23 protein-coding genes and 1 tRNA gene are annotated in these 26,369 nt (G+C 50.2%); 9 read left to right on the forward strand and 15 right to left on the reverse strand.

The window, feature by feature from the left end:
* Positions 1 to 25 precede the first annotated feature (25 nt).
* Positions 26 to 1,231 (reverse strand): sodium/glutamate symporter, encoded by a 1,206-nt coding sequence (gene gltS / locus E6P06_RS26945; protein ID WP_048233043.1) that lies wholly within the window; start codon positions 1,229 to 1,231, stop codon positions 26 to 28.
* A gap of 225 nt (positions 1,232 to 1,456) precedes the next feature.
* Here gltS and xanP point away from each other — a divergent pair, with 225 nt between their 5' ends.
* Both xanP and E6P06_RS26955 read left to right on the forward strand, forming a co-directional pair.
* The gene (gene xanP, locus E6P06_RS26950) at positions 1,457 to 2,848 is read left to right on the forward strand and encodes a xanthine/proton symporter XanP (protein WP_003024026.1); all 1,392 of its coding nucleotides are present in this window, start codon (positions 1,457 to 1,459) and stop codon (positions 2,846 to 2,848) included.
* A 121-nt stretch (positions 2,849 to 2,969) separates the two neighbouring features.
* On the forward strand, positions 2,970 to 4,679 hold the full coding sequence (locus E6P06_RS26955) for an AsmA family protein (RefSeq protein WP_139935866.1): 1,710 nt from the start codon (positions 2,970 to 2,972) through the stop codon (positions 4,677 to 4,679).
* 42 nt (positions 4,680 to 4,721) lie between these two features.
* Here E6P06_RS26955 and E6P06_RS26960 read toward each other — a convergent pair whose 3' ends face one another.
* The 9 genes from E6P06_RS26960 to E6P06_RS27000 all read right to left on the reverse strand — a co-directional run bounded on the left by E6P06_RS26960 (position 4,722) and on the right by E6P06_RS27000 (position 14,795).
* The gene (locus E6P06_RS26960; protein ID WP_003837587.1) at positions 4,722 to 5,399 is read right to left on the reverse strand and encodes a D-lyxose/D-mannose family sugar isomerase; all 678 of its coding nucleotides are present in this window, start codon (positions 5,397 to 5,399) and stop codon (positions 4,722 to 4,724) included.
* Positions 5,400 to 5,448: 49 nt separating this feature from the next.
* Positions 5,449 to 6,309, reverse strand: coding sequence for a ketose-bisphosphate aldolase (locus E6P06_RS26965; protein WP_003024018.1), 861 nt, complete (start codon positions 6,307 to 6,309; stop codon positions 5,449 to 5,451).
* Positions 6,310 to 6,389: 80 nt separating this feature from the next.
* Complete coding sequence (locus E6P06_RS26970; protein WP_032937159.1) at positions 6,390 to 7,241, reverse strand: class II fructose-bisphosphate aldolase; 852 nt, start codon at positions 7,239 to 7,241, stop codon at positions 6,390 to 6,392.
* An 11-nt stretch (positions 7,242 to 7,252) separates the two neighbouring features.
* Entirely contained in the window at positions 7,253 to 8,344 is a 1,092-nt protein-coding gene (locus E6P06_RS26975; RefSeq protein WP_139935867.1) for a PTS fructose transporter subunit IIC, read from the reverse strand.
* A gap of 26 nt (positions 8,345 to 8,370) precedes the next feature.
* Complete coding sequence (locus tag E6P06_RS26980; RefSeq protein ID WP_003844521.1) at positions 8,371 to 8,691, reverse strand: PTS fructose transporter subunit IIB; 321 nt, start codon at positions 8,689 to 8,691, stop codon at positions 8,371 to 8,373.
* 19 nt (positions 8,692 to 8,710) lie between these two features.
* Positions 8,711 to 9,181 (reverse strand): PTS sugar transporter subunit IIA, encoded by a 471-nt coding sequence (locus E6P06_RS26985; RefSeq protein WP_008786490.1) that lies wholly within the window; start codon positions 9,179 to 9,181, stop codon positions 8,711 to 8,713.
* Between the two features lie 26 nt (positions 9,182 to 9,207).
* Positions 9,208 to 10,761 carry a transcription antiterminator gene (locus E6P06_RS26990; protein ID WP_003844519.1) on the reverse strand — a complete coding sequence of 518 codons (1,554 nt, stop codon included), beginning with the start codon at positions 10,759 to 10,761 and terminating at the stop codon, positions 9,208 to 9,210.
* A gap of 322 nt (positions 10,762 to 11,083) precedes the next feature.
* Positions 11,084 to 13,402, reverse strand: coding sequence for an alpha-xylosidase (gene yicI, locus E6P06_RS26995; RefSeq protein ID WP_139935920.1), 2,319 nt, complete (start codon positions 13,400 to 13,402; stop codon positions 11,084 to 11,086).
* Between the two features lie 10 nt (positions 13,403 to 13,412).
* Positions 13,413 to 14,795 carry a glycoside-pentoside-hexuronide family transporter gene (locus tag E6P06_RS27000; RefSeq protein WP_139935868.1) on the reverse strand — a complete coding sequence of 461 codons (1,383 nt, stop codon included), beginning with the start codon at positions 14,793 to 14,795 and terminating at the stop codon, positions 13,413 to 13,415.
* A gap of 290 nt (positions 14,796 to 15,085) precedes the next feature.
* On the opposite strand from E6P06_RS27000, the gene E6P06_RS27005 reads away from it, so the two are divergent.
* Positions 15,086 to 15,180 (forward strand) — tRNA-Sec (locus E6P06_RS27005).
* Between the two features lie 6 nt (positions 15,181 to 15,186).
* On the opposite strand, the gene E6P06_RS27010 is transcribed toward E6P06_RS27005, so the two are convergent.
* Entirely contained in the window at positions 15,187 to 16,395 is a 1,209-nt protein-coding gene (locus tag E6P06_RS27010) for a DUF3644 domain-containing protein (RefSeq protein WP_139935869.1), read from the reverse strand.
* A 35-nt stretch (positions 16,396 to 16,430) separates the two neighbouring features.
* Complete coding sequence (locus E6P06_RS27015) at positions 16,431 to 16,622, reverse strand: toxin-antitoxin system HicB family antitoxin (protein WP_086538653.1); 192 nt, start codon at positions 16,620 to 16,622, stop codon at positions 16,431 to 16,433.
* A 125-nt stretch (positions 16,623 to 16,747) separates the two neighbouring features.
* On the opposite strand from E6P06_RS27015, the gene E6P06_RS27020 reads away from it, so the two are divergent.
* The 3 genes from E6P06_RS27020 (at position 16,748) to E6P06_RS27030 (ending at position 18,112) form a co-directional block, all read left to right on the forward strand.
* Positions 16,748 to 17,038 (forward strand): SymE family type I addiction module toxin, encoded by a 291-nt coding sequence (locus E6P06_RS27020; RefSeq protein ID WP_139935870.1) that lies wholly within the window; start codon positions 16,748 to 16,750, stop codon positions 17,036 to 17,038.
* A 117-nt stretch (positions 17,039 to 17,155) separates the two neighbouring features.
* Entirely contained in the window at positions 17,156 to 17,332 is a 177-nt protein-coding gene (locus tag E6P06_RS27025; RefSeq protein WP_003844487.1) for a hypothetical protein, read from the forward strand.
* Between the two features lie 405 nt (positions 17,333 to 17,737).
* Positions 17,738 to 18,112: a Rap1a/Tai family immunity protein gene (locus tag E6P06_RS27030; protein ID WP_003844485.1), complete on the forward strand. Its 375-nt coding sequence runs from the start codon at positions 17,738 to 17,740 to the stop codon at positions 18,110 to 18,112.
* 115 nt (positions 18,113 to 18,227) lie between these two features.
* Here E6P06_RS27030 and misL read toward each other — a convergent pair whose 3' ends face one another.
* Together misL and E6P06_RS27040 are read right to left on the reverse strand one after the other, a co-directional pair.
* Positions 18,228 to 21,053 (reverse strand): intestinal colonization autotransporter adhesin MisL, encoded by a 2,826-nt coding sequence (gene misL / locus E6P06_RS27035; protein WP_139935871.1) that lies wholly within the window; start codon positions 21,051 to 21,053, stop codon positions 18,228 to 18,230.
* A 74-nt stretch (positions 21,054 to 21,127) separates the two neighbouring features.
* Positions 21,128 to 21,745 carry a helix-turn-helix transcriptional regulator gene (locus E6P06_RS27040; protein ID WP_003023988.1) on the reverse strand — a complete coding sequence of 206 codons (618 nt, stop codon included), beginning with the start codon at positions 21,743 to 21,745 and terminating at the stop codon, positions 21,128 to 21,130.
* 577 nt (positions 21,746 to 22,322) lie between these two features.
* On the opposite strand from E6P06_RS27040, the gene E6P06_RS27045 reads away from it, so the two are divergent.
* From E6P06_RS27045 to E6P06_RS27055, 3 genes are all read left to right on the forward strand, one after another.
* Complete coding sequence (locus tag E6P06_RS27045; RefSeq protein WP_072271954.1) at positions 22,323 to 23,093, forward strand: winged helix-turn-helix domain-containing protein; 771 nt, start codon at positions 22,323 to 22,325, stop codon at positions 23,091 to 23,093.
* Positions 23,093 to 23,557 carry a hypothetical protein gene (locus tag E6P06_RS27050; protein ID WP_003840687.1) on the forward strand — a complete coding sequence of 155 codons (465 nt, stop codon included), beginning with the start codon at positions 23,093 to 23,095 and terminating at the stop codon, positions 23,555 to 23,557. The genes E6P06_RS27045 and E6P06_RS27050 overlap by 1 nt, the downstream gene beginning before the upstream one ends.
* 342 nt (positions 23,558 to 23,899) lie before the next feature.
* Positions 23,900 to 25,396 carry a C69 family dipeptidase gene (locus tag E6P06_RS27055; protein ID WP_139935872.1) on the forward strand — a complete coding sequence of 499 codons (1,497 nt, stop codon included), beginning with the start codon at positions 23,900 to 23,902 and terminating at the stop codon, positions 25,394 to 25,396.
* A 74-nt stretch (positions 25,397 to 25,470) separates the two neighbouring features.
* On the opposite strand, the gene E6P06_RS27060 is transcribed toward E6P06_RS27055, so the two are convergent.
* On the reverse strand, positions 25,471 to 26,121 hold the full coding sequence (locus E6P06_RS27060) for a LuxR C-terminal-related transcriptional regulator (RefSeq protein WP_044714207.1): 651 nt from the start codon (positions 26,119 to 26,121) through the stop codon (positions 25,471 to 25,473).
* Positions 26,122 to 26,369: the final 248 nt, after the last annotated feature.

A 26,369-nucleotide genomic window follows, 5' to 3' on the forward strand; every position in this document is an offset into this window, starting at 1 on the left:
CGGATGTTACCCCGCCGCACAGCCGTTATGGCGCAAAAATCGGTAACAGCAGATACAGCTTAATCACCAGCGCGTTGACGATATCGATAAAGAATGCCCCCACCATCGGCACCACCAGAAACGCCATATGGGATGGCCCAAAGCGTTCGGTAATCGCCTGCATGTTGGCAATCGCCGTCGGCGTCGCGCCGAGGCCAAAACCGCAGTGTCCGGCAGCCAGCACAGCGGCATCGTAGTTCTTACCCATCATGCGCCAGGTAACGAATATCGCATACAGCGCCATGAAAATGGTCTGCACAACCAGGATTGCCAGCATCGGCAAGGCCAGAGAAGCCAGTTCCCATAGCTTCAGGCTCATCAGCGCCATCGCCAGGAACAGTGACAGACTAACGTTACCCAGCACAGAAACCGCACGTTCGAACACCCGGTAAAAGCCCAGTAGCGCCAGACCATTGCTGAGGATCACCCCCACAAACAGCACGCAAACGAAGGTCGGCAGTTCCAGTACCGTTCCAACCAGCATTTGCGCAACGATTTTCCCCACCGTCAGACAGATAGCGATCAGCGCGATGGTTTCAATCAGCACCAGTGAGGTGATCATACGTCCGACGTCCGGTTTTTCAAATGCGGTCGGCACAGCCTGATCGTCCGGCATACCGTCTGGCGTGGTGGAGTGTTTGACCAGATAGCGTGCCACCGGGCCACCAATCAGCCCACCCAATACCAGACCAAACGTTGCGCAAGCCATCGCCACTTCAGTCGCATTGGTGAAGCCATAACGTTCAATAAACAGCTTGCTCCATGCGGCCCCGGTTCCGTGTCCACCAGAGAGGGTGATCGAGCCAGCGATCAGACCCATCAGCGGGTCCAGACCCAGCAGGGTCGCCATACCAATACCGATGGCGTTTTGCATCAGCAACAGGCCAACAACCACAATCAGAAAAATACCCACCACGCGGCCGCCAGCACGCAAGCTGGCGATATTGGCGTTCAGACCGATAGTGGCGAAGAAGGCCAGCATCAACGGATCGCGCAGTGTCATGTCGAAGTTCACTTCCCAGCCCATGCTTTTTTTCAGCACCAGCAGCGCAATCGCCACCAGCAGGCCGCCCGCTACGGGTTCGGGAATGGTGTATTTTTTCAGGAAGGAAACAGACTGGACGAGCTTACGTCCCAGCAGCAACACAAGGGTTGCCGCAACCAGCGTTGATAACGTATCGAGATAAAACATTTACAGCTCCATTAGTGCGTTTAGCACAATCACGCACGATGCATTCCAGACCGATTTTTAGCTCTTATTGAGTTTTCGGGGTGGATTTTAAGCAGAAAATGATGAAAAGTTATATAAAAATGTTTGTTTATCCGTTTTAAATATTAAGAATACCTGCTAGCAAACGTTTGCTTTTCCGCCCTGGTCAGATAAAATCACCGCTTTTCCACCATGGGATTGCCTCTGATGTCCGTTAACGCCGTAGAGTCAACAAATGCGCAACCGGTTGCGCAGACTCACAACAGTGAACTGATTTACCGTCTTGAAGATCGCCCCCCGTTAGCCCAGACCTTATTTGCCGCCTGTCAGCATCTGCTGGCCATGTTCGTCGCGGTAATTACTCCCGCTCTGTTAATTTGCCAGGCGCTTGGTTTACCGGCTCAGGATACTCAACACATTATCAGTATGTCGCTGTTCGCCTCCGGCGTAGCTTCTATCATTCAGATCAAAGCCTGGGGGCCGGTAGGCTCAGGGCTGCTATCCATTCAGGGCACCAGCTTTAACTTTGTTGCGCCACTGATTATGGGCGGTACGGCGCTAAAAACCGGTGGCGCAGATGTCCCAACCATGATGGCGGCGCTGTTCGGTACGTTGATGCTGGCAAGCTGCACCGAGATGGTTATCTCACGCGTACTGCATTTGGCGCGGCGGATCATTACCCCATTGGTCTCAGGCGTGGTGGTGATGATTATCGGCCTGTCGCTGATTCAGGTGGGTCTGACATCGATTGGTGGTGGCTATGCCGCAATGAGCGACAACACCTTTGGTGCACCGAAGAATTTACTGTTGGCAGGCGTGGTACTGGCACTAATCATCCTGCTTAACCGTCAACGCAACCCTTACCTGCGTGTTGCGTCATTGGTGATTGCGATGGCGGCAGGCTATCTGCTGGCCTGGTTTATGGACATGCTGCCGCAAAATACCGCACCGGTAAGCCAGGACCTGCTAATGGTGCCAACGCCGCTGTATTATGGCCTGGGTATCGACTGGAGTTTACTGCTGCCGCTGATGCTGGTCTTTATGATCACCTCGCTGGAAACCATCGGCGATATTACGGCCACCTCTGATGTCTCCGAGCAGCCGGTTTCTGGTCCGCTGTATATGAAACGCCTGAAAGGCGGCGTGCTGGCGAACGGTCTGAACTCGTTTGTTTCCGCTGTGTTCAACACCTTCCCGAACTCCTGTTTTGGGCAGAACAACGGGGTTATTCAGTTAACGGGCGTTGCCAGCCGCTACGTCGGTTTTGTGGTGGCGCTGATGTTGATCGCGCTGGGCCTGTTCCCGGCGGTCAGCGGTTTTGTACAGCATATTCCTGAGCCAGTACTGGGCGGGGCAACGCTGGTAATGTTCGGTACTATCGCCGCATCCGGCGTGCGTATTGTGTCCCGCGAGCCGCTGAACCGTCGCGCGATTCTGATTATCGCGCTGTCGCTGGCCGTCGGCCTGGGCGTCTCCCAGCAGCCGTTGATCCTGCAGTTCGCCCCGGACTGGGTGAAAAACCTACTCTCTTCCGGCATTGCCGCAGGCGGTATTACCGCTATCGTTCTGAACCTGGTGTTCCCACCAGAAAAGCAATAAGCAAACAGCGGCGTTGATTCTGAATCAACGCCGCTGTAACGCTCTTTCACCATTCCCGCCTTGAGCATTGCGTCTAAATCGTGCATAACTTGACTATGTGCACTTCGCGGGATGGAAGACCATGAAATTTATTGGAAAGCTGCTTCTTTACGTGCTGATCGCCCTTGCAGTGACGATCCTCGGCCTTTATTTTCTACTGCAAACCCGCTGGGGCGCAGAGCACGTCAGCGCCTGGGTTTCACAGAACAGCAGCTACCATCTGGCCTTTGATGCCATCGATCACCGGTTTTCTTCCCCTTCCCATATTCTGCTGGAAAACGTCACCTTTGGCCGGGATGGTCAGCCCGCCACGCTGGTCGCCAAAACGGTCGATATTGGACTCAGTAGCCGCCAAATCACCGACCCGCTGCACGTAGACACCATTTTGTTGCAAAACGGCACACTGAATCTTTCCCAGCAAACCGCGCCGTTGCCGTTTCAGGCCGATCGCCTGCAATTGCAGGATATGGCGCTTAACAGCCCCGGTAGCGAGTGGAACCTCAGCGCCCAGCGCGTTAACGGAGGTGTCATCCCCTGGAGCCCTGAGGCAGGTAAAATTCTCGGCAGCAAAGCGCAAATTCAGCTCAGCGCCAGTTCGTTGACGCTCAACGATGTCCCGACCACCAACGTCTTGATTGAAGGCAGCATTGACCATGACCGGGTGACGCTTAGCAATATTGGCGCAGACGTGGCGCGTGGAGCATTAACCGGCGTAGCGCAACGCAATGCCGACGGGAGCTGGGTAGTGGAGAATCTGCGCCTGAACGATATCCGGCTGCAAAGCGACAAATCGCTGGCCGACTTTTTTGCCCCGTTAAGCACCATTCCTTCCCTGCAAATTGGTCGTCTGGAAGTAACGGATGCCCGTCTGCAAGGCCCTGACTGGGCGGTGACGGATCTCGATCTGAGCTTGCGCAACATGACCTTCAGCAAGGACGACTGGCAAACTCAGGAAGGAAAATTGTCGATGAACGCCAGCGAGTTTATCTACGGCTCTCTGCACTTCTTCGATCCGATTCTGAACGCCGAGTTCTCACCACAGGGCATTGCGCTGCGCCAGTTCACCACCCGCTGGGAAGGCGGTATGGTCAGAACATCCGGAAACTGGCTACGCAGCAACAAAGCGCTGGTCCTCGATGATGCCGCGATTGCCGGTCTGGAATACACGCTGCCGGAAAACTGGAAGCAGCAGTGGATGAAACCTCTGCCAACATGGCTAAACAGCCTGACGCTGAAGAAATTCAGCGCCAGCCGCAATCTGGTAATTGATATCGACCCGAGTTTCCCGTGGCAGCTCACCGCGCTTGACGGTTACGGCGCTAACCTCGGGCTGGTACAGAACAATCAGTGGGGGATCTGGAGCGGGAGCGCCACCCTCAACGCCGCTGCTGCTACCTTTAACCGCACGGATGTACGTCGTCCTTCGCTGGCGCTGACGGCGAACAACAGCACCATCAATATCAGCGAACTGAGCGCCTATACGGAAAAAGGGCTGCTGGAGGCCACCGCCAGCATTTCTCAGTTGCCTCAGCGCCAGGCTCAGATCAGCCTGAACGGACGCGGCGTGCCAATGACGATCCTGCAGCAGTGGGGCTGGCCCGCACTGCCGCTTTCCGGCGATGGTAATATTCAGCTTACCGCCAGCGGCAATATTCAGGCCGATGCGCCGCTCAAGCCAACGGTCAGCGGGCAACTGCATGCGGTGAACGTGGAGAAACAGCAGGTCACGCAGACTATGCAGGCGGGTGTGGTTTCAGGGAGTGAAGTCACAGCACCACCACCTGCGCAATAATTTATTGCCCGGTGGCGCTTCGCTTACCGGGCTTACTCACGCTCATAAACGAATATATTCACTGCACAACAGCCACTTCACCGGCTCATCCTCTTCAATCGCCGGGAAGCGACCGCCAGGTTCCAGAAAGTGGTTGTCATGCTGGTCGTCATTGACCATCGAGATTTCCCAGCCCAGCACGAACGCCTTCTCCGCCCAAAAGCGATGATACAAGCGCGGCGGCAGGCACACCCCCTGTCCCGGTTTCAATACCAGCGTCTCGCCAGCGTCAACGGTACGCCGCTGACCATCGACGCTAACTTCAACAATACGCCGTGCGTCATACCCATCATCAGGCGTGGCCCATGCCAGCTGCATACATAAGTCACCGCCGCCGCGATTCACGATATCTTCCATTTTATGGCGATGAAAATGCCATGGCGTTTGCTGATCCTGCTGAATTTGCAGCATCTTTTCAGCATACGGTTTGGGGTAATTAGCTGACCCTGGCTGACCATTGCGCAACGTCAGTAACGTCAGTCCCGTTTGCGCAAAATCTCCACGCCCAAAGTCGGTAATATCCCAGCCCAGCTGGAGATCGCGCACTTCACGCCACAGAGATTGATCCTGTTGCCGCCAGGCATCGATCGTAAAATACGCAAAATCAGGCAGACAGACCCGAAAAGTCTCGGCGATGGCATGCGCTTTATCGACGGCATAATTAATATGTGAACGCTTCATTCCACTTTTCCTTGTTGCGAAAGAGGCGGGTCGCCCCGCCTGCATGCCGTTAGTAAAGTGATGCTTTGCCGGTTGAACCGAACAATTTCATTTTGTGGCGGATCACGTCCCGCGCGGCGCTAATGGCTTCTGGGTAGATTACGTTCGGGTCCCACCAGGTTTCTTTTGCCAGGATTTCGCGGACTTTCTGGAAGTAGGCGTATTTCATATCGCTGGAAATGTTGATTTTACCCACGCCCAGCGTCACGGATTCGGCAATTTCCGCATCCGGGTTAGCGGAACCACCGTGAAGCACCAGCGGAATATCCACACGCCCGGCGATGTCGCGCAGGATGTTCATTTGCAGCTCTGGCTGCATCCCTTTCGGGTAGATCCCGTGCGCGGTTCCAATCGCCACCGCCAGCGTGTCTGCACCGGTTCGGGCGATAAAATCCTCTGCCTGAGCAGGATCGGTATAAGTAACCTTCGACACGCCGCCTTCCACTGACGTCCCGGTCTGACCAATCGTACCCAACTCCCCTTCCACAGAAACACCTACCGCATGCGCCAGCTTGACCACTTCGCGGGTCAGCGCCACGTTCTCTTCATACGGCAGCAGCGAGCCATCAATCATCACCGAGGTAAACCCACACTGAATCGCCCGCAGTACATGCTCAACCGAAGCGCCGTGGTCCAGATGCAGAGTAAAGGGAACCGGGCTGCGCAGAGTGATATCGCGGACATAGCTAAAAAACGCATCGCCGACAAAATCATGTTCACTGGGGTGAATAGAGATAATCGCCGGGGTATTGGTCGCTTCCGCTTCCTCCACTACTGCACGTACAAAGCAGCTGTCCGCCACGTTGAATGCGCCGATAGCAAAACCGTGCTGACGAGTAGGTTGCAGTAATTCTTTCATCGAAACTAACATGTTAATTCTCCAGTTTCAGGGTGTAGAAAGCCCTGCCAGTGCGTCATCGCAGAGGCATAGAAGGCGTTACAGAAAATGAATCAGGCTTTGCCGATAGCGCCGCTGGCCTGCAGGTACGGAATAATGGCTTCCTCGCAGGCCTGTTCCATCAGGGCCAGGGCATTAACGAGTTCACCGGATGTGTCACGACACAGGGTATGCAGTAGCGCAGCCTTTCCGGCTTCGAAAACCGCCGCACCAACGTTTATCTTGGCGACACCAAACGTCGGGCAACGCTGTAGCTGATCAAACGGCGTCCCGCTGCCGCCATGCAGTGCCAGAGGTACCGTTGATAACCGGGCTATTTCCTCCAGCCGCAGGAAATCAATAGCAGGTGTGATACCCGGCGCGTACATGCCGTGTGCCGTACCCACCGACACCGCCAGCAAATCGATCCCGGTCTGTTGGATAAAGGGTTCCACGTCGGCGGCCTGAGTCATCAAATCAGCGTTAGCGGCATGGTCATAGCGCGGAGCATCGGCCAGATGACCCAGCTCACCTTCCACGCACAGAGAAACGCTGGCTGCGAGCTCGACCACTGCACGGGTCTGGCGAATGTTCTCCTCCAGCGCAAAGGCGGAGGCGTCGATCATTAACCCGCTGAATCCGGCGCGAAAAGCCTGACGAATGCGTACAGGATCCTTTCCATGATCCAGCGCCAGCGCGACCGGTACTGAGGCTTCCTCTGCCAGCGTTTTGACGACCGCAGCGGCTATCGGGGCCGGAAAATGCTCCAGATGCCCCTGATACAGATTCAGGATGATGGGCGCACGGTGTTTCTCTGCCACCCGAACCGCCGCGCGGGCGCTTTCCAGGTTCATGCAGTTAATGGCCAGCAGCGCGTACTGCTCACGCCAGGCTTTCGTCACCATGCTTTTCATATCGGCAAACATACGGCCTCCGGTTATTCCAGGGTGAAGGTGATCTCTTCGTCTTTCAATTTTTGATCGCTGAGTTCATCAAACTCTTCGTCACGCTCGGTCACCGGTTTCTTCCACAGCGACAACATGACACCGCAAATCACTGTGCCGATCCCCAGCGCCAGGCAAAACAGCAGCGGATGCGTAAAGAGCGGAACCACAAACATGCCGCCGTGCGGTAACGGGCTTTCGACACCCCACACCATAATCAGGCCGCCCGCAATCGCCGAGGCCACCACGCAGGAGCCCACCACGCGCAACAGGTCACGCGCTGCAATCGGAATGACCCCTTCTGTAATCATGCAGATCCCCATCGGGAATGCCGCTTTCAGCGCCTCGCGCTCCGCACGGGTGTATTTGTGACGCGTCAGCAGGAAAGAGAGCGTAATGCCGAACGGAGGGATCATCGAACCAACAAACTTCACCGCTTCCGGACCGTACACACCGCTGACCAGCATGCCGTCAGCAAACAGCGACATGGTTTTATTCACCGGTCCGCCGAAGTCGAATGTCGCCATCGCACCGAGGATAGCGCCCATCAGAAAGCGGGATCCGCCCTGCATGGACTCCAGCAGATGAATCAACGCGTCCTGCAGCCAGGCTATCGGCTTGCCAATCAGCGTCATCATCAACAGGCCGCCAATGACGGTACTCAGTACCGGCAACACCATGATGGGCATCAGCCCCTGCATCGACTGTGGCAAACGGATATAGCGCTTAAGTAGCAGTACGGTATAACCGACCAGGAACCCGCCCAGCATCCCGCCGATAAAACCGGTATGAATTTCGCCGCAAACAAAGCCGACAATCAGGCCCGGCGCAAATCCGGGACGATCGGCAATGGAGTACGCAATCGCCGCACTAATCAGCGGTACGATTAACCCCATCCCCCAGCCGCCAATCTGGTTGAGCATCCAAGGTATGGTTCCTGTTTTTTCACCCACGTTAGTGCCGCCAAGTATTTGCCCGAGAGCAATACAGATCCCGGCGGCGACAATTAACGGGATCATCCACGAAATCCCCGTTAATAAATGTCTTTTTATTTCCTGAGATAGCGGAATTTTATTTTCACTCATGTGAAATCCCTCCAGAATGAGGATCGCTACTGGTTATTATTAACTAATGATTTTTCGACCTTTTCAAGAAACTGAATGGGCGATTTTATGACGATTTCGGTTTTCACTCGCACAATGCGTTTATTTGAAAATCGTTCCTCCCCTTTTATTTTGACATCGACAGCAAGAATTACGACATCAGCTGCAGAAATATCCTCTGTCAGCAGTTCGTTCTCCGTGCCGATAGTTCCCTGGGTTTCAACTCTTATATTATGACCAAGCGCTTTAGCACCTTTAATTAGCTTCTCACGGGCAATATAGGTGTGCGCAATACCCGCCGTACAGGCGGCAACACAAACAATATTCATAACATGCTCCACTTTTTATTTAGCAGACATTGGATTCAGCATATTGGCTAAAAAGCTCAATAATTTTCTGTGGACTGCTTTCGACTAACAGTTGTTCAATAATGTCGTCATCCGCCAACGCGCCGGCAACCTGCGAAAGCAGACGAATATGTGTAGTATTTTGATCCTCAAGGCGTACGGCAAACAGAATGATGCAGCGCACGTTGCTGCCATCCAGGGTTTCCCAGGGAATATCCTGGCGGGTACGCCCAATTGCCAGCGTGGTATTGACCACCGCCGAGGATTTCCCGTGCGGGATCGCAATATGATTTTCGAAGCCGGTCGAGCCTTCTGATTCACGCTGCCAGACATCCTGAATAAACGTTTCCCGACAGCTAATTGCCCCATCTTTTTGCAGAATATCCGTCAGTTCCTCAATAGCCTCCGTTTTGCTTGTGGCCTTCATGTCCAAAATAACGCGATTTGTATTGAGTATTTTCGTGATGTCCATCAATCATACCTCATGGAGTTCAGACATTAATTTTCGACGACCAGCGACGTCGCCCGATGTAATTTTTCCGTAATAACCGTTTCTGTTACCCGCTTAATATCTGCATCATTGAAAAAGGCGGTGACATACACGACCGGCATAGCAACGGCAGGTAAATTTATCGTCGATACCACCAGTTCAATATCGTCAGTCAGTACGGAGGGCAGGCTGCCTGCCGATACCACGCCGACGATAGTCCAGTCCGGAAAGGCGCGCAGAATACGGCTTTTGAGTAAGTGAGAGGTGCCAATACCGGTTGAGCAGACCAGCAGCACGCGCTTACGCGCTATCTGCCGCTCCATTGCGGCTTGAAAATGCACGGTTAAATATCCCACCTCATCTTCCGACACGGCCCGCTCGCCCCAGCTGCTAAACACCCGATTCACCGCGCACTGGGTCAGACGCCACACGTCCTGCAACTCGCCTTTAATATCCTCCAGCAATGGATTGCGAATGCGGATCTGGTAGTTCAGGCGGTTAATCAGCGGCTTAATGTGGATCAGCAATCCGTCATAAAGCGCCGTGTCCTGGCTAAGATCGCTGTCGACCATCTCGGCAAAGGAGGCAATCAACCGATGGGTAATCAAACGCGCTTCGTCGCTGGAGTGCATATGGCCAATCACGCTCACGTCGTTATGCTCTTCAATTACCACGCCGGAAGAGATAATGTATTGATAAATAAACCAGACTTCGTCTTCCGGCAGCGGGTGGGCAATGCGTTTTTCAATATGCTGAATCATCCGGCTGGCAATGGAAAAAATATTCTCGTCACATGAGGTGATATTTTCATCTTTTCTCGGCAGCGCATTGCCCCGCGTGATGCGGTACATCATGATCAAAATATGGGTAAAGATATTGACGTAATAAGGCTCGCCCAGAGACCAGCACAGGTCGTTCTCCATTTCCTGCAATAACGTCTGGACAAATAAAACATCTTCTTCACCAAAGTAATGCACTAAGGCTTTATAACTGCCCGGGTCAAGGCGTGAATAAACCACGTTACCAGGTTCATTATGGTTAATCACGCCGTTAATCAGTGACGCCATCGCCTGGCGTACACCGCTCTCGCTGCCTTCGATATGCGTGCCGCTCTGACTGCGAATCAACGACAGGCCCAGTGGGGTAATCCAGGATTCAATTACTTTCAGATCGTTAACAATCGATGCGCTACTAATGAAATAACGTTCGGATAATTTACTGATCGACGTTTCATGCGGCGTTTCGCTTAATAACTGTGAGGCTATCTTGACTCGCCGTGAATTATTCATCATGCCGTCAGTATCATCACCTTCCGATCCTAATAACTGATCCATATATAAAAGGTCGGTAATATTATCGGAACTTAATATCACCCCAGCACCAGCACGTTTATCGATGGTTATTTTCCATTCTGATAACCATGGTTCCAGTAAACGCAGATCGCGCTGCACAGTTTTCTCTGAAACAGATAAATACTCGGCAATTTTCAGCAGCGTGACATATTCCTTCTTAGACAGAAGAAACTTTAATAATCTGTTTTGTCGCGAGGTAATCATTTGCATTATTTACCCTTATCACACACCAGATTAAATAGCTAAAGAAGCGCTTATGCTCCACGTGTAATCCGTGATGATAAATATAAGAGGACTACGATGCGTCAACAATACTAAATCGTGTCCAGTAATCCGGACAGAAATAAGACAAAAAGAGGAAATAGTGAGATATTTACGGCGCAGATCACATTTTTCGCGGGAATCAGAGTGATACCGCTCGCAAATATGCAGAGATAAAAATTTAATTCAGGATGTTTTGGATTTTCAGATCTGGAATGCTGCTCGCAGCGTGGGCCGGATAAAACGCATCCGGCACCACGTCGACACATACTTACAAGGTAATCGTCAGCTCACTGCCCTGTGGAGTAATAACTACACCCAGCTCGCTGCCCATATGCGACCCGCATTTAATGCCGCCAATTTCCTGAATATTTCGCAGGCACAGCGTCCAGTTACGTGCCTCACCGTTCCCTTTCACAGTGATGGTATTACCTACACGCGTCGCCTTCAGCGTGAAGATAACCGAGCCGTCCATCGCAGGCACTTCACACACCGCTTCCCGGCCCTCCTGCAGATGGAACAGCTGGAACGCGGTTCCTTCATGCCAGGCGTAGTCCGGCTTCTGGTTATTGCTGCCCAGCGCCAGCAGGGTGTTCTCGCGCACGTAGACCGGCAGACTCAGGAAGTCATGCTGCTGTTTATGCCAGCGACTGCCAGACACCTCGTCGTTACGCCACAGATGCGTCCAGCGTCCTTCCGGCAGGTAAAACTGCACATCGCCCGCCTCGCTAAACACCGGCGCAACCATCACGCTATCGCCCAACATGTACTGGCGGTCGAGATAATCACATGCCGGATCGTCCGGGAACTCCAGCATCATTGCGCGCATCATCGGCGTTCCTAGCTCATTGGCGCGCGCCGCTTCGCGATACAGATACGGCATCATGCGGCATTTCTGCTCGGTGAAGTAGCGCACCACATCGCAGGATTCGTCATCGTACGCCCACGGTACACGGTAGGATTTGCTACCGTGCAGACGACTATGGCTGGAGAGCAGCCCGAACGCACACCAGCGCTTGTAGACGTGCGCCGGGGCGGTATTCTCAAAGCCGCCAATATCGTGACTCCAGAAGCCAAAGCCGGACAGACCAATGGACAACCCGCCGCGCAGGCTTTCGGCCATCGATTCATAGTTGGCATAGCAATCGCCGCCCCAATGCACCGGAAACTGCTGCGCGCCGACCGAAGCTGAACGGGCAAACAGCACCGCCTCTTCTTCACCGACAGTCTCTTTCAGCACGTTCCACACCAGTTCGTTGTAGATGTACGCATAGTGGTTGTGCATTTTCTGCGGATCGGCACCGTCAAACCACTGAACGTCAGTAGGAATGCGTTCGCCAAAGTCGGTTTTGAAGCAGTCGACGCCAATATCCATCAGACCTTTCAGCTTATTGGCATACCACTCACAGGCTTGCGGATTAGTGAAGTCGTAAATCGCCAGGCCCGGCTGCCATTTATCCCATTGCCACAGGGAACCGTCCGGCCGCTTGAGCAGATAGCCTTTCTCTTTCAGCTCTTTGAATATTGGCGATTTCTGGCCAATATACGGGTTAATCCACACGCAGACCTTCAGCCCTTTTTCTTTCAGGCGGCGGATCATGCCTTCCGGATCCGGGAAGGTCATCGGATCCCACTCAAAGTCGCACCACTGGAAGGCTTTCATCCAGAAGCAGTCAAAGTGAAAAACGTGTAGCGGCAGATTGCGCTCGGCCATGCCGTCGATAAAGCTGTTGACCGTCGCTTCGTCATAATTGGTGGTGAACGACGTGGTCAGCCACAGGCCGAACGACCAGGCGGGCGGCAGCGCGGGACGGCCAGTGAACTGGGTATAACGGTTCAACACGTCCTTCGGCGTTGGGCCGTCGATGACGAAATATTCCAGATACTCGCTTTCCACGCTGAACTGCACTTTCGACACTTTCTCAGAGCCGATTTCAAACGACACGCACTGCGGATGGTTCACCAGTACGCCGTAACCGCGGTTGGTGATATAGAATGGGATGTTCTTGTAAGATTGCTCGGTGCTGGTGCCGCCGTCACGGTTCCAGGTTTCTACCGTTTGCCCGTTACGCACCAGCGCGGTAAAGCGCTCGCCCAGGCCATATACCGTTTCCCCGACGCCGAGATCCAGGCGCTCAAACATATAGTTTTTCCCGCTGTTGGTATCCTGCACGTAGCCGTTGTTTTTCAGCTGGCTGCCGGTAATACGTTCGCCGTTACGCAGGAAATCCAGCGACCAGAATTCCCCTTTGGTTACGCGCACGCTCAGGTTACCGCTCTTCAGTTCGGCAATCTCAGCGGTGTTGCGCATCTCGACCTTCACATCCTGCAGCACATTGAGCGGGTAATGCGGACCGGTATCCAGCGCCCCCTGGAAGTGCTCCATACGCACACCGACCACGCCTTCCTGCGGCGAGAAGAAGCGCAGGGTAAACAATGGGGTATCCAGTTGCCAGGTACGTTCACGCACATCGCGCGGCGCAACGTAGACAATCATCTCATTGCCCTGCTGTTCAACCTCGAACACCTGAATCGGGTTAATCACGTTCAGACCGGGCTGAATCAGCCAGTTTCCATCGCTAATTTTCATCATCGGTTCCTTAGTTCTGTAATTCTTTCGTCGTGAAATCTTGCTGATTGCGGCGCGCGCCCTGCGCCAGTTGTCTCATGATTTCAGTCAGATACGGGGTTTTTAGGGTGTAGAAGCGTTTGGCGATCACGGCACTCAGCAGGTAGCAAATAGCCGGGACTATGGTGAACAGCGCGATGATGATGCTAATGGTGGCGCCGTTCTGGGTTTTCGCTGCGGCGTCGTAGCCCCCACCTGCCAGCATCCAGCCGATCAGCGCCCCGCCGAGCGCCAGGCCCAGCTTGAGCACGAACAACGTGCCCGCAAAGCTGATCCCCGTCAGACGTTTTCCGTTGCACCACTCGCCGTAATCCACGGTGTCGGACATCATTACCCACTGAATTGGCGTCACGAGCTGATGCAGTACGCCAATCACGAAGATGAAGACGAACATGGTAATGTTGGCGTGCATCGGTACGAAGAACATCGCCAGACTGACGGCCGCCAGCGCGGCGTTGGTCCACCAGAAGACGCTGACTTTGCATTTCCAGTCGGTCAGCGGCTTCGCCAGCGCAGAGCCGATCAGATTGCCGACGCAATAGGTGGTGAGGAAGGCGACAAACACTTCTGGCGTGCCCAGAATCCAGGTGACGTAATACATCATCGCCCCGCCGCGTACGCAGACAGCAAGGATGTTGAGAATGGTCAGCAGGCCGACGATGCGCCATTGGTCGTTCTGCCAGATGTCGCGCAGGTCTTCACGCATTGAGGTGGTGCTCGGCGGCGCTTCCACGCGTTCTTTGGTGGTAAAGAAGCAGAATGCCAGCATCAGGAATGCCACCACCGAGAGCACGGCAATCCCACCCTGGAAACCCAGCGCCTTATCTTCACCGCCAAGCAGATTCACCAGCGGCATCATCAGCACGGTGGAGAGCATGCCGCCCGCCGTCGCCAGCACAAAGCGCCATGACTGCAGGGAGATGCGCTGCGTGGGGTCATTGGTGATCACGCCGCCCAGCGCACAATAGGGAATATTCACCACGGTATAAAGCAGGGTCAGCAGCGTGTAGGTGATTGCGGCATAAATCATTTTGCCATGCAGGCTGAGATCCGGTGTGCTGTAGGCGAGCACACAGACCAGACCAAACGGCAGTGCGCCAAACAGTACCCACGGGCGAAATTTCCCCCATCGCGACCGGGTGCGGTCGGCGAGCAGTCCCATGCAAGGGTCTGAGATAGCATCCAGCGCGCGGGCCAGCAGGAACATGGTGCCGACAAATCCGGCCGGAATACCAAAAATATCGGTATAGAAGAACATCATATATAACATGACGTTATCGAAGATAATGTGGCTCGCCGCATCGCCCATTCCGTAGCCAATCTTCTCTTTAACGGACAAAATCTCACTTTTCATTACGCATCCTTGTTAGCACTTTCACACGCACTGATACCGGTTACAGTTCTTGTAAACCATCCCTGTGAGCGCGGGTATTCCGATATCTCGTTATCAAATTACGATTCTTGTTTTCTGTGATCAGAGTTGCGTCGAAAAATGTGATGAAATGTAACTACCGGATTTATTGAGGATTTATATGAAACCGATCATGGCAAGACAAAAGGGAAGTTAAAAAAGTGAGTGAGGGGGTGTGGAAACCGTAGGAAGTAGCTATAATGCGCCCCGCCTCCATGTAGCAATCGAGGCGCGGAAGATCGTCATCTCCGGTGAGGTGGCTGGACTTCAAATCCAGTTGGGGGCGCCAGCGTTCCCGGGCAGGTTCGACTCCTGTGATCTTCCGCCAAAATTCCTATTTTTTGATGATTTTTTTGTAATGGGTTGTTGACTCTTCTAGCCATCCAGGTTGTTCTAAGTTTTTAATAACCCATTGTATGAATTTCTCAGAATAACGATGTCTATTATCAATGGTATAATGCATATCAGATCGTTTTGCTTTCTGTATATTATGCTTCTTAATTATTGCGGTGAAAGAAAATTTCGTGAGTACAACATTCTTCTGTTGACTATTTATTTTCTCAATTGCTGAACCTTGATAATAAGGATGAGTTATATCAGGATCTCTAGTTTCTCGAATAATTATTGCATTACTACCTTGGTTTCCTAAACCCAATGATAAATCACTATCTTTCTCACATTTAGTAAGTGTAAGCTTATAGTCAATTGATATACTAAATTCATTTGAGTTTTGTTCTTTAGAAGCTTTATGAAATCTTGTCAGAAACTCACGTGCAACATTTGCAGTCATCTCACCATAGTTTTCTTTAATAGTGGATATATCACTTTTAGGGCCATCTACAACTAAGCTTAACATTCCAACGCTCTGTCCAGCTAATGGTGACATACCTGTTTCTTTCAAATAACGTTGTTGATAATTTAAAACATTAGCCTGAAAAAGACGAGAAAGCTCCGGTTGTAACTCAGGTAATAATAAATGTATAGCCCCATCTCTAAGTTCAATTAAAGTATCTAGATTTTTCTTAACAGGATCATTTTGCTGCAACCTTTTATTAATTGCATCAGTTATACTTACAGAACATCCATTTTTCTTAAAAACTGCATCCATGCCTAAATACTTAAGTAATTCTGCTTTTAACAATAGCTCCCAAGCATTGACTGATAGTATACAAAATGCTTCAACTCTATTATCTAGTGTTGGCCTATTATATACCTCCAATGACAAAACAAATGCATCCAAACTTCTTTTCAGGAGAGATTTATAAATTTTTGTTTCTGGTGTAAGATTTTTTGCTCTTAAAGATTGAGACATCAAACAAATAAAATCGTCATTTGATATCGTCTGTATTCCTTCACACTTCCATAGCTTACCATTCAAACTATTTAAATATATTCCATTCAACTTCTCATTTATATATTTTCTTATACTGTTTTCAGTATAACCAGTTTCAGTAGCTAACTCAGTAATCGTGAATAACTTTCTAGACTTTTCAAATCTTCTTAGCACATCCAATAACTTCAATTGGTTAGCTGTTCTAGCCATTTCAAATTCCCTCTCAAATAATAATGCCTATGAACTTACCCATTGGGTTTAATACCTTTCCTCCGCAACGCCTCCCTCGCCAGTTCCTTCAACCAACTGGCGAGACTTACCCCTTCTTCAGCAGCTACTGCATCCAACTGCTCCTTCAATGCCGGATCAATACGCATTTTGAACTGCGGTGACTGACCGCCGCCTTTTGGTTTTTTTTCGCGCGATATGATTGACATGGGGCCACCTATCCAATTACTCTCACTATATAGGAGGCCACCTAAAAGCCTTCTACACTAGCAACGCCCCGTTGTGCGGGAACACAGCCGGAGCGTCTAACCTCACCACTATCAAGGAGTTGATTATGGCTGATTCGCATTCTACCCCAGACAGCGACCAATCCGGAACCGAGCGTTCGGTAATTGTGGGATATCGCCCGAATGTTTTCGACAAATCTATACCCAAAATTATTCTTTCCGGCAAATGGCTCCGTGCGGCAGGGTTTGATACCGGGCAACAGATTACCGTAAAAGTGATGAACGGCTGTATCGTCCTGATGGTCTACGGCGAGCAGGAACAACGATTGCAGGATGAGCTGCAAGAGGCAAATCAGAAGCTGAACAGAATTGAGAGCACGCTGGCGACTCTCCAGTGAAGTACGGCTGAACCTGTAAGCGTTACTTACAGGTTCACTTGGTGCCGGATGGCGCTTGCGCTTATCCGGCCTACTCTCCTGGAAAATGAAGCCAAAGTGTAACGGGAACCCAAACAAATGAATCACCACGAAAAACCAGACACCATCTTTTCGATTGACGACGATGAAAAAGTCGAAGAAATAAAAATTCAGTTACTGAAAGCCAAGATTCAATGTGCACAATGTGATATTCATTCTGATAATATTGTTAACGGCGATAATTTCTTTGATGAATTAATGGAGCCTAATAAATGAAAAAAGCATTATAAACTTACGGGCAATAATCAATAATTATGATATTTGAAGCAGCAACTCATTATCCATGAATCAGAAACGCATTAGAAATCATTCAACCACTACACTAAAAATCATAATAAAAATACTATCCTGATGGCCTATGCCAAACGATAAACATGACAGCACAATAAACACCATATTATAATCCCGCTAAAAATACACAGGCATCCTTTTTCTTTAATCAGGAAGGGACAGCCTCGTTTCTAATAAATTAGATTATTGGGTTACATATGAAAAACGTATTCATGGCAATGGTTATCGCTCTCGTCACTATCACCGCATCATCTACTGTTTTCGCATGCCCGAAAGGAGAACACCCGCACGGCGGTACTGGCTCACACCATAAGGGCGGCTGGTGCTCGTATGATCAGTAAAATTGCCATTCCTGTCTTGTTATTGCTCTTTTTTTCAACGCCTGTACTGGCAAAATCGACATTGAATATCGACGGCAACTCGCTTTATCACGGCTATCAGTTGTATGAGAAAGGTTTTGATTATTTGAATGTTCGGGATGAACAGACAGCAGTGATGTATATGTCTTTTGTTGCCGGTGTAGCGGGGACACTATCAAAAGAAAATATCATCTGTAATGAAAGCATAACCATTGGACAGGAAGCTGATATTGTTGGTAATTACCTCCAGACCCATCCTAAAGAACGAACAAAATACAGTCCTTCTGAATTGGCCATGATTGCTTTGGGCAAAGAACTTGCTTGTAACAAAAATAGTAATAGCTAGCGCTGTACGCAGCTTATTTACCGGATGGCGCTAACGCTTATCCGACCTACCGCCTCCCCAAAAAATAAAGCCGCTGACCTATTAATCAGCGGCTTTTCTGTTACTTACAATCCCGTCAGAAGTTATATTTCACGCCCAGCATACCGCGGGTATCGCTGTAGCCTTTGTCGCCGATCTGTTGAGCCACGTTGCTCCACACATTGAGACGCGGGGTGATTTGACCTTCAACGCCGACTTTCAGCTCGCCGATATTTTTGGTGCCGCGCATGTCGTTGCTCACATCATCCATCTTCACGCTGGTCGTCTGCGTGTTGTGGATCCAGTTGGCTTCGACAAACGGCTGGAACTCGCGTGATTTACCGTCGTCGATGGCGTTGTGACCGTTGATAAAGGCTTTCACGCCCAGACGAGTCATCAGGTTGCCATCGGTGTCATCCTTCACGCGGGTACCGTTCGCTTCGCGGTGGCTGTCGGCCTGCACGTCCATCCATACCACCTGCGCTTTTGGTTGCAGCCAGTAGCTGTTGCGCTCGTTCTCACCCAGTTTGAAGCTATAACCCGCTTCGACCGAAGCAGTAATCCCGCTGGATTTATATTTCTCCGTCGCCTGCTCCTGGCCCATCACTTTGTTATCAAACCAGTTGTACAGCATCCAGGTGTCTACGTAAGTGCCGGTCTTGTCTGCGCCATTGGCATACCAGGTGCCGTACAGCCCCACGCTGTAACCGGTAACCTGACCACGTGAATGGTAGCCGGTCAGGCTGGACTGCGTGTGGTTCTGGCTGTTGGCGTAACCTGCCATTGCGCCGATGTGCCAACGGTCGAGGCCGTCGCTACTCCACTGCGCCAGATCACCGCCCAGCTGCAACACATAGCTGTTGCTTTGGGTTTTCAACTGCCCGCTACCGTCTTTAAAGCGGGTATGCGCCCCGACGTTACGCATCCACATACTGGTGACTTTTTTCTCGCCCGTCAGCATGTCGATGTACTGCGTTTCGCCCAGACGATCGTGCAGTCGGGTCATAAACAGCGTGTTAGCGGCGTAGTTGTTCGCCAGATAACTGCCTGCTTCCGGGCGGTATTGCTGCTCGGTGACCGGAGGTGCGACAGGTATTTCCGGCTCAGGGATTATCGGATCGACCGGGTCTGGATCGACAGGACCTGGGTCAATAGGGTCAACCGGATCCGGGTCAACGGGGTCTGGGTCGATGGGATCTACCGGGTCCGGATCGACCGGGTCCGGTTCTTCCGGATCCGGCGGAGCAGGAATAAAGCTGGTCAGATACCAGTTGCTGCCATTTTGCACCACGTTATAGTCGTACGCACCGGCAACAATACGACCTGCTTTCTCAAAAGTACCGTCAGAATTACCGGCTACTTCGATGATCTCAATACCTTCAACGGTCTGCGCCCCGGTTCCGCCAATGTTGTTCACCGCCACAAACGCATTACCCGCGGTGTTGCCGAGCACTTTCAGCTTGTCGGTTTCGGAGGTGTCGTCATTCAGGACGGTATTGAAAACCAGTTTGCCGCCGTTGCCGGTGAAATCTTCATTAATGGTAAGCGTCTGCCACGGTTCGCCATCAGTATGCCCAAAGTTCACCACTGACCCGCCGTTCAGCGTCAGGTCGGTGAGTGTTGAGCTGTTGGTCATGTTCCAGGTCGCATCGCTCATTTGCAGCGAGATAACCCCCGTTCCGGCCGTGACGCTGGTGATGTATGACGCCCCACTCCACAACGAGTTGTCGGTCATGTTGAGCGTAATGGTACTGTTTTGCTGCGGCAGGCTGCTGGTCGCGGCAGTCGCGCCAGCGGCGTGAAGATCGCCGTCGATAAGGAAGCGCCCGCCAGCGGAGCCGTCTACGGAGCCGCCCGTTTCGGTGCTGATGGCATAACTTTCATTGCTGTGATTGCCCGCCATAGTAATGGCGGCGCCGCCAGCCAGGTTTATTGCCCCGCGTGAAGTCGCATACAGACCGCGTGGCGCTTTGCTGTAAGACGCCGCTTTCGCCGAATTGTTTACGTTGATCGTCGCGTTTTCGCCGAGATTCACGGTTGCATTGGTGGAATAAACCGCATGGGCGCTGACGCCGTTGACCGTAATCGTGGCATTGTTGCCCAGTTCCGTTTTGGAAGATGAGGCGGCATAGATCCCTGTCGAGGACGCGCCCGACGTCTCGATAGTGGCGTCATCACCAAGGCGGATCGAGGAGCCGCTCTGCCCGGTGCGAAGACCTTCTGAACTGTCACCGATCGTCACAATGTGTGCCCGATCGCCGACGACAATCGTATTTTTGGCCTGCGTAGCGTCTTTCATTGCGTTTGCAGTGATACCACGCCCCTGATAACCGGTGGTTTGAATATACAGATCGTCGCCGACGTAAATGCTGGCTGAGCCTTTCCAACCCTGGCTATAGGAGTTGTAACCGGCGTTAATACCGTCACCATCCTGACCGTCCACATAAATGCTGGTGCGATCTCCGGTGATGATAAAAACCGGGTTATCCGGCGTATTGGCCCCGTGCGTACGGATACCGTCAACATCTTTACCATTATTAGCGGCATTCTTCGACTGTGTGCGAATCGTCAGGTCGTCACCGAAAATAACGCCTGGGCTACCCGTCGCGCTATTCTGAATAACGGTAATGGAGTGCTCGAAGGCTTCTGCTCCTGGCCCATTGAGCGTTAACCCATTGCCAAAAACAGGAATGGTGCCAGCACTCCATTGATAAACATAATTCGGCGTAGCGCTGGTTTTAGCGAAACTTGCATTCGCCTGTGCAGGAAATAAAGCCTGCAACTCCGGGGACAGACTGCTAACCAGACCGCTGGAAGGAAGACTATCAACATCAATCCAGGCTGCATGGGCCGAAAATACCATAGAAGTTAATGCGGCTGAAACCGCGATGGCAATACGAGAGTAAGATTTGGGATTTGGCATATTAGCCTCCTGCTATTAGGCGTAGAGCGTCCACCACATCGCAAGGATGTGAAATATTAAAAATCAGAAATGCGTTATAAAATATTCGATAGTATTTTATGAATACTATGGCCCAACTTATCTTCAAGCCGGAGCTTATAGACATATATTTTCTTAATATCAATATTATCTATTTGGGTAATTTGCTGAATACTTTTTCCTGAGACAAATCGCTTCAGTAATATCATTTCTGTATAGTTGAGTGTGCGCCCACGTTTACTGTTAGCGAGATGACCGGTAAATAATCGTCTCATTTTCTGATGCTGTACGTCATCATCATCATCAGAATATATAATTCCTTGTATTTTATTGCTTTTCGACAGCCAGTAGTTGGCTAACGGCGCCAGGTTCCGGTCCGCTATCAAAACAATATGCATGCCGCTATAAGCCAGACGATCAACCCATTGCGGGTCGGCAAACAGGCGCAGGTTCGGGAAAGAGAAGTCCACAAAAATAAACCCGCGCGACAAATGGTTTTGATTATTAAGCAGAAGTTTTTCAATAATTCCTTTTTGCAGAAAGCCATTTCCCTCAGGCCAGATAGCAAAAGCGGCACGGTGACAGTAACTGGCGCGAACCGCAGCATCCGGAAATAATTGACAGGATAATTCACAGCTTATGCAACGAACACTCTGTGATGGTGATCTCTTCATCAAAAATGACTCCTGTTATTTTTCCATAAATATTTCATTGGTAAATAAATGTGTCAATCCGACACGTACGACATTCCTTGTCAGCTAATAACAGTGGCGCTAATAAAATGTAATAAACTCCTGATGTGCTAATAAGTATGGACTGTGATTAATACGATTGCGCTAAGCTTTTTTGTGCCTTATCTCAGAATAACAGTCTGGGCATTAGGAATTTTATGCATAAATTAAAATCCTAGGATAAATCTTAAAAAAGCACTATTTGCTAAAAAAACAACCGATGTAAACAATGCTCATTAATTACACAATACTGATAACTCAATCACCCTTGAAGTGCTGTGGATAAATATAATGATAATTCAGATAAACCTGTAATGAATTCTCATTATCTAACATTAGTTAATTTTACCTAAGAACTTGATCAGCTAACACGTTGTATGTAAAGAACATTTAAATCTTAAGTGAAATTCTTATCTGCGATCACGTACAAAGAGTGAGGCATATTATCAATTTGGATGTAAAATTTAAGGTAAGTGTTGGCACATGCGGTGATACGTTTAGGTTACTGAGGGCTGGGCAATTGTACCTTATCAATCAGTTGGTCGAATTTAATCCTGATAACAAAAGCCTGGTCAATCGACAGACAGGGCGAGCAATTCAACTACAGATACCAGCCTCGCTCTGTTTTCTCTATTTAATTACTCACGCAAGTGACATTGTTTCTCAGAACACGTTGATTAAAGTGGGCTGGGGTGAGAGAAATAATGTGACCACCACCAACACATTTTACCAGGCTATTCTGACGCTACGTAATGCTCTGGCGGATGTGGGTCTGCCGAGAGATACGGTAAAAACAATTTCCCGGCGCGGGCTTGCATTAAATGAAAATACGCAGGTTGAGGCGATAACACATCCTCAAAGTGAAGTTTACCAGCCACCGGTTATAGAGGATTACGCGCCCCCAAAGATAATTGCTCCCGCGCCTCAACAAACGACGCGGGGACCCTGGTGGTACATTATATTTAGCACGGGCATCGTTATTGCCACCCTGATTATCTGGCTGGAGTGGTATCAGACGCGTCCTGTTATGCCGTTTAGTAAATTCGTGTCTGTTTCTATGCAAGTTCCCTCTCGGCAAAACTGTAAAATTTATTACTCACCAAATGAGCACGACCAGGAGAATTATTTCAATCTGATGCAACTGCATCCCTATCTCTGCGAAAACAACAAGCACGTCTTCCTTTCCGGCTACCGCAAAGCGGAGAGGATCGTGGCGTTTGTCTGTGATAAAGATGCGCGGATAGATGCTAACGCGTTTTGTACTACCCACTATTACTGGATGCGCGGGTAATGAAAAAAATACATCACCTTATTCTGCTGGTAATCGGTTTGGCGACGTTGCTCGGTTCAGGCGGGTGGCTATGGTATTCACGCTTTGCCGAAAAGCCGCTGAGTTGCATCGGCAACGTGGAATGGAATATTGGCAGCAATCGCTTTGCCGGTACGTTAGCGTTTCGGATGTACGATAATGCAGGTTTGGCCACCATTACCGGAAAACTGTACGGACGTAATACCTCAGACATCAGCAGGAACATTTATTTCAACTACACCAGACAGCACGAAGCCCGGGTGCTACAAGCGATGCAGGTGGTCAAAACCTTCGCAGACAGCGCCGATGAAACGGATATTAACAATACCTTACCCGGTTTTTACCGCCAAAGCGGACGAACCCTCAGTCTGGTCATGGAAGAGTATAAGGGCACATGGATCTTTGCCAGCTCCAATGTACCCTCGTTGTATTGCCGCAAGAGGTAACGTCATATCCGGAAACAAAAATCGCGCCCCCTCAATGGAATTCATATTTGCCATCATCGACTTACGCGACATGGGTCACTGAATCCTCTAATAACCCATTGCTATTCTTCATCCCGAATCAGGAAACATCCTGAATATCACGATATCCATTGCGTAATAATTAAGCGAAATGGGCGTTTTATTTTGTCCAGAAGACTTCAATCTACGGATGGATATTTGGAGAAGGCGTGGGCAGGGGCGTTTATCTCTCTCGCGAGCAATGTCTGAAGGTTCAGGCGTTATCGCATTTCAGGAAACGGTATGTTTCCGGTGTATTTTTGGCGTACATATGAGGGATACGTAATGTTTACTTTTAAAAAGTGCCTGATTGCACTTTCTATAAATTTGGCCGTTGTTTCATCAGGTTTTGCTTGTACGACCCTGCTGGTCGGTAACGAAGCATCAGCGGACGGCTCGATGCTGGTTGCCCGTAGCGCTGACAGCGATGCCTTGAAAGCGCAACATTTTGTCATTCACCCGGCAAAACAGAATCAGACCGGGGTATACAGCACCAAAGCACATAACGGTGCGAATGACTTTACCTGGCCGCTACCCAAAAACTCGCTGCGTTATACCACTGTTCCAAACTGGAAAACCCAACTGCACGGCGCGACCGGATTTAACGAGCTGGGCGTTGGCGTGAGCGGCACAGAATCTATTTTTGCCTCACCAAAAGCGCTGGCCGCCGACCCGTACGTTGAGGATAAAGGGATCACCGAAGACGATATTCCGGATATTCTGCTGTCGCAGAGTAAAACCGCGCGTGAAGCCGTGGCGCTACTGGGCCATATCGTTGAGACCGTCGGCGCAGGCGAAGGATTTGGCGTTGCCGTCGTCGACGATAACGAGATCTGGTATCTGGAAACCGGCAGCGGCCATCAGTGGATGGCGCAGCGTCTGCCAAATAACCAGTATTTTGCCACCGGTAACCAGGGCCGCTTACAGGATTACGATCCGAAAAACCCGGACATGATGGCGTCAAAAAACCTGATTCAATTTGCGACCGAAAAGGGTCTGTACGAACAGGCAAAAGATGGCAAATTCAACTTCTCCAAAGCCTATACCCGTGATGATGAGCGTGACCGCACGTATAACGACCCTCGCGTTTGGACCATCCAGAAAGAGTTCAATCCTTCCGTAAACCAGGATATGGCCAAAGGGCGCGAATTCCCGGTCTTCATGACGCCAGAGAAGAAAATGACACTGGACGATGTGAAGGCCGTACTGCGTAACCATTATGAAGGCACCAGCCATGACCCCTACACCAACGGTCTGAACGGCAAAGAGCCATGGCGTCCGGTCAGCGTCTTCCGCACCTATGAAGCGCATGTTATGCAGGTCCGTCCGTGGTTGCCAAAAGAAATCGGTGAAACGACCTACATTGGTTTGGGCATGGCTGATCTCACCGCCTTTGTTCCGTACTACAGCGGTCTGAAAGCGTATCCGGCTAACTATACGATGGGTACCGATAAAGCGGACGATCAGTCTATCTACTGGAAATATCGTAAATTACAAACGCTGACGATGACCGATTATCCGAAGCTCGCGCCAATCGTCAAAAAAGCCTACAAAGCGTGGGAAGACAAAGTGGCCAAGGAGCAAAAAGAGGTTGAAGCAGAGTATCTGAAGATGGCGAAAACCGATAAACCAGCCGCCGATAAGATGCTGAATGACTTCAACCTGCGCATCATGGCCGACGCCGAGAAGCTGACGGAAGATCTGACTAATCAGCTATTTACCATCCGCACCAAAGACATTCAGTCTGATATCTTCTTTGCAAACGCTGCGAAAAAAGACTGAGTAACGACGCGATAGTATTCTGGCACAAAGTCAACGTTAGAACTTTGTGCCAGCAGTATGGCTTACATTTCTTGTCAGGGTAGTTGTTCTAGAACCGGGCTTCTAAGATGCGAGTTGGCCCAGCAGGCGGCCTGTGTTCGGTTATTCACAGAGATTTTTTTAAAAATATTATAAATATGCGTTCTCACTGTATTTTCACTGATAAAAAATGCGTTAGCAATTTCAACATTTGATGCCCCTTTCGACAATTCAGTCAGAACTTCATATTCTCTTTCGGTTAAAACTCCGTTGTCATTATAGGATGGCATGAGGTTTATATTTTTTTGCGGCGGTGATAGTGAGCGTGGTGGACGAGAAGTCTTACGCCCCTCTTTAAGAAGCGTTAATAAATGTTCAATAGAGCAATTATTTGGTACGATCGACTCAAAATTTGGCCATAGCATGTTCTCATATAGCGGGAGCGATCGCAGGCAATTAATAATATAAACACGCAAACCACATGCGCTTTCATTAAGTAGTTTTGACCAGATATTTTTTAATTTACGACTAGATGCCTGAATATCATAGAGGATGATACTTTCCTCAGCGATAAACGACATATCCGGTCTGCTAATGTTAACAAAATCAACCAGTATATTGCTTTGCTTATTGAGATAATCCAGCAACAGCTGCGTTTGTATTGATTGGTTACTAATCAGTATTATCTTACTATCCATGTTAAGCATATGTGGCCTTCATTCAAATGAGGATTGACAATATTCCCTATTGTTATTGCATGGAAAACCAATAACAAGTCATTACTTAAGATTAAAGATAATCTGATTGAATTACGGAAATTTAGCTAATTGTGCAATACGATCATTCGCTTTTTCCGAATGCAAAGTTCGATTTTTGTTTACAGTAATTTGAAAATTTTAAAATCAACAACTTAGCACATTGTATTTTATATGTTTTAACTTCACGCATTGAGTTA

This window comes from Citrobacter sp. CF971, assembly GCF_006385635.1.
GTDB lineage: Bacteria > Pseudomonadota > Gammaproteobacteria > Enterobacterales > Enterobacteriaceae > Citrobacter > Citrobacter freundii.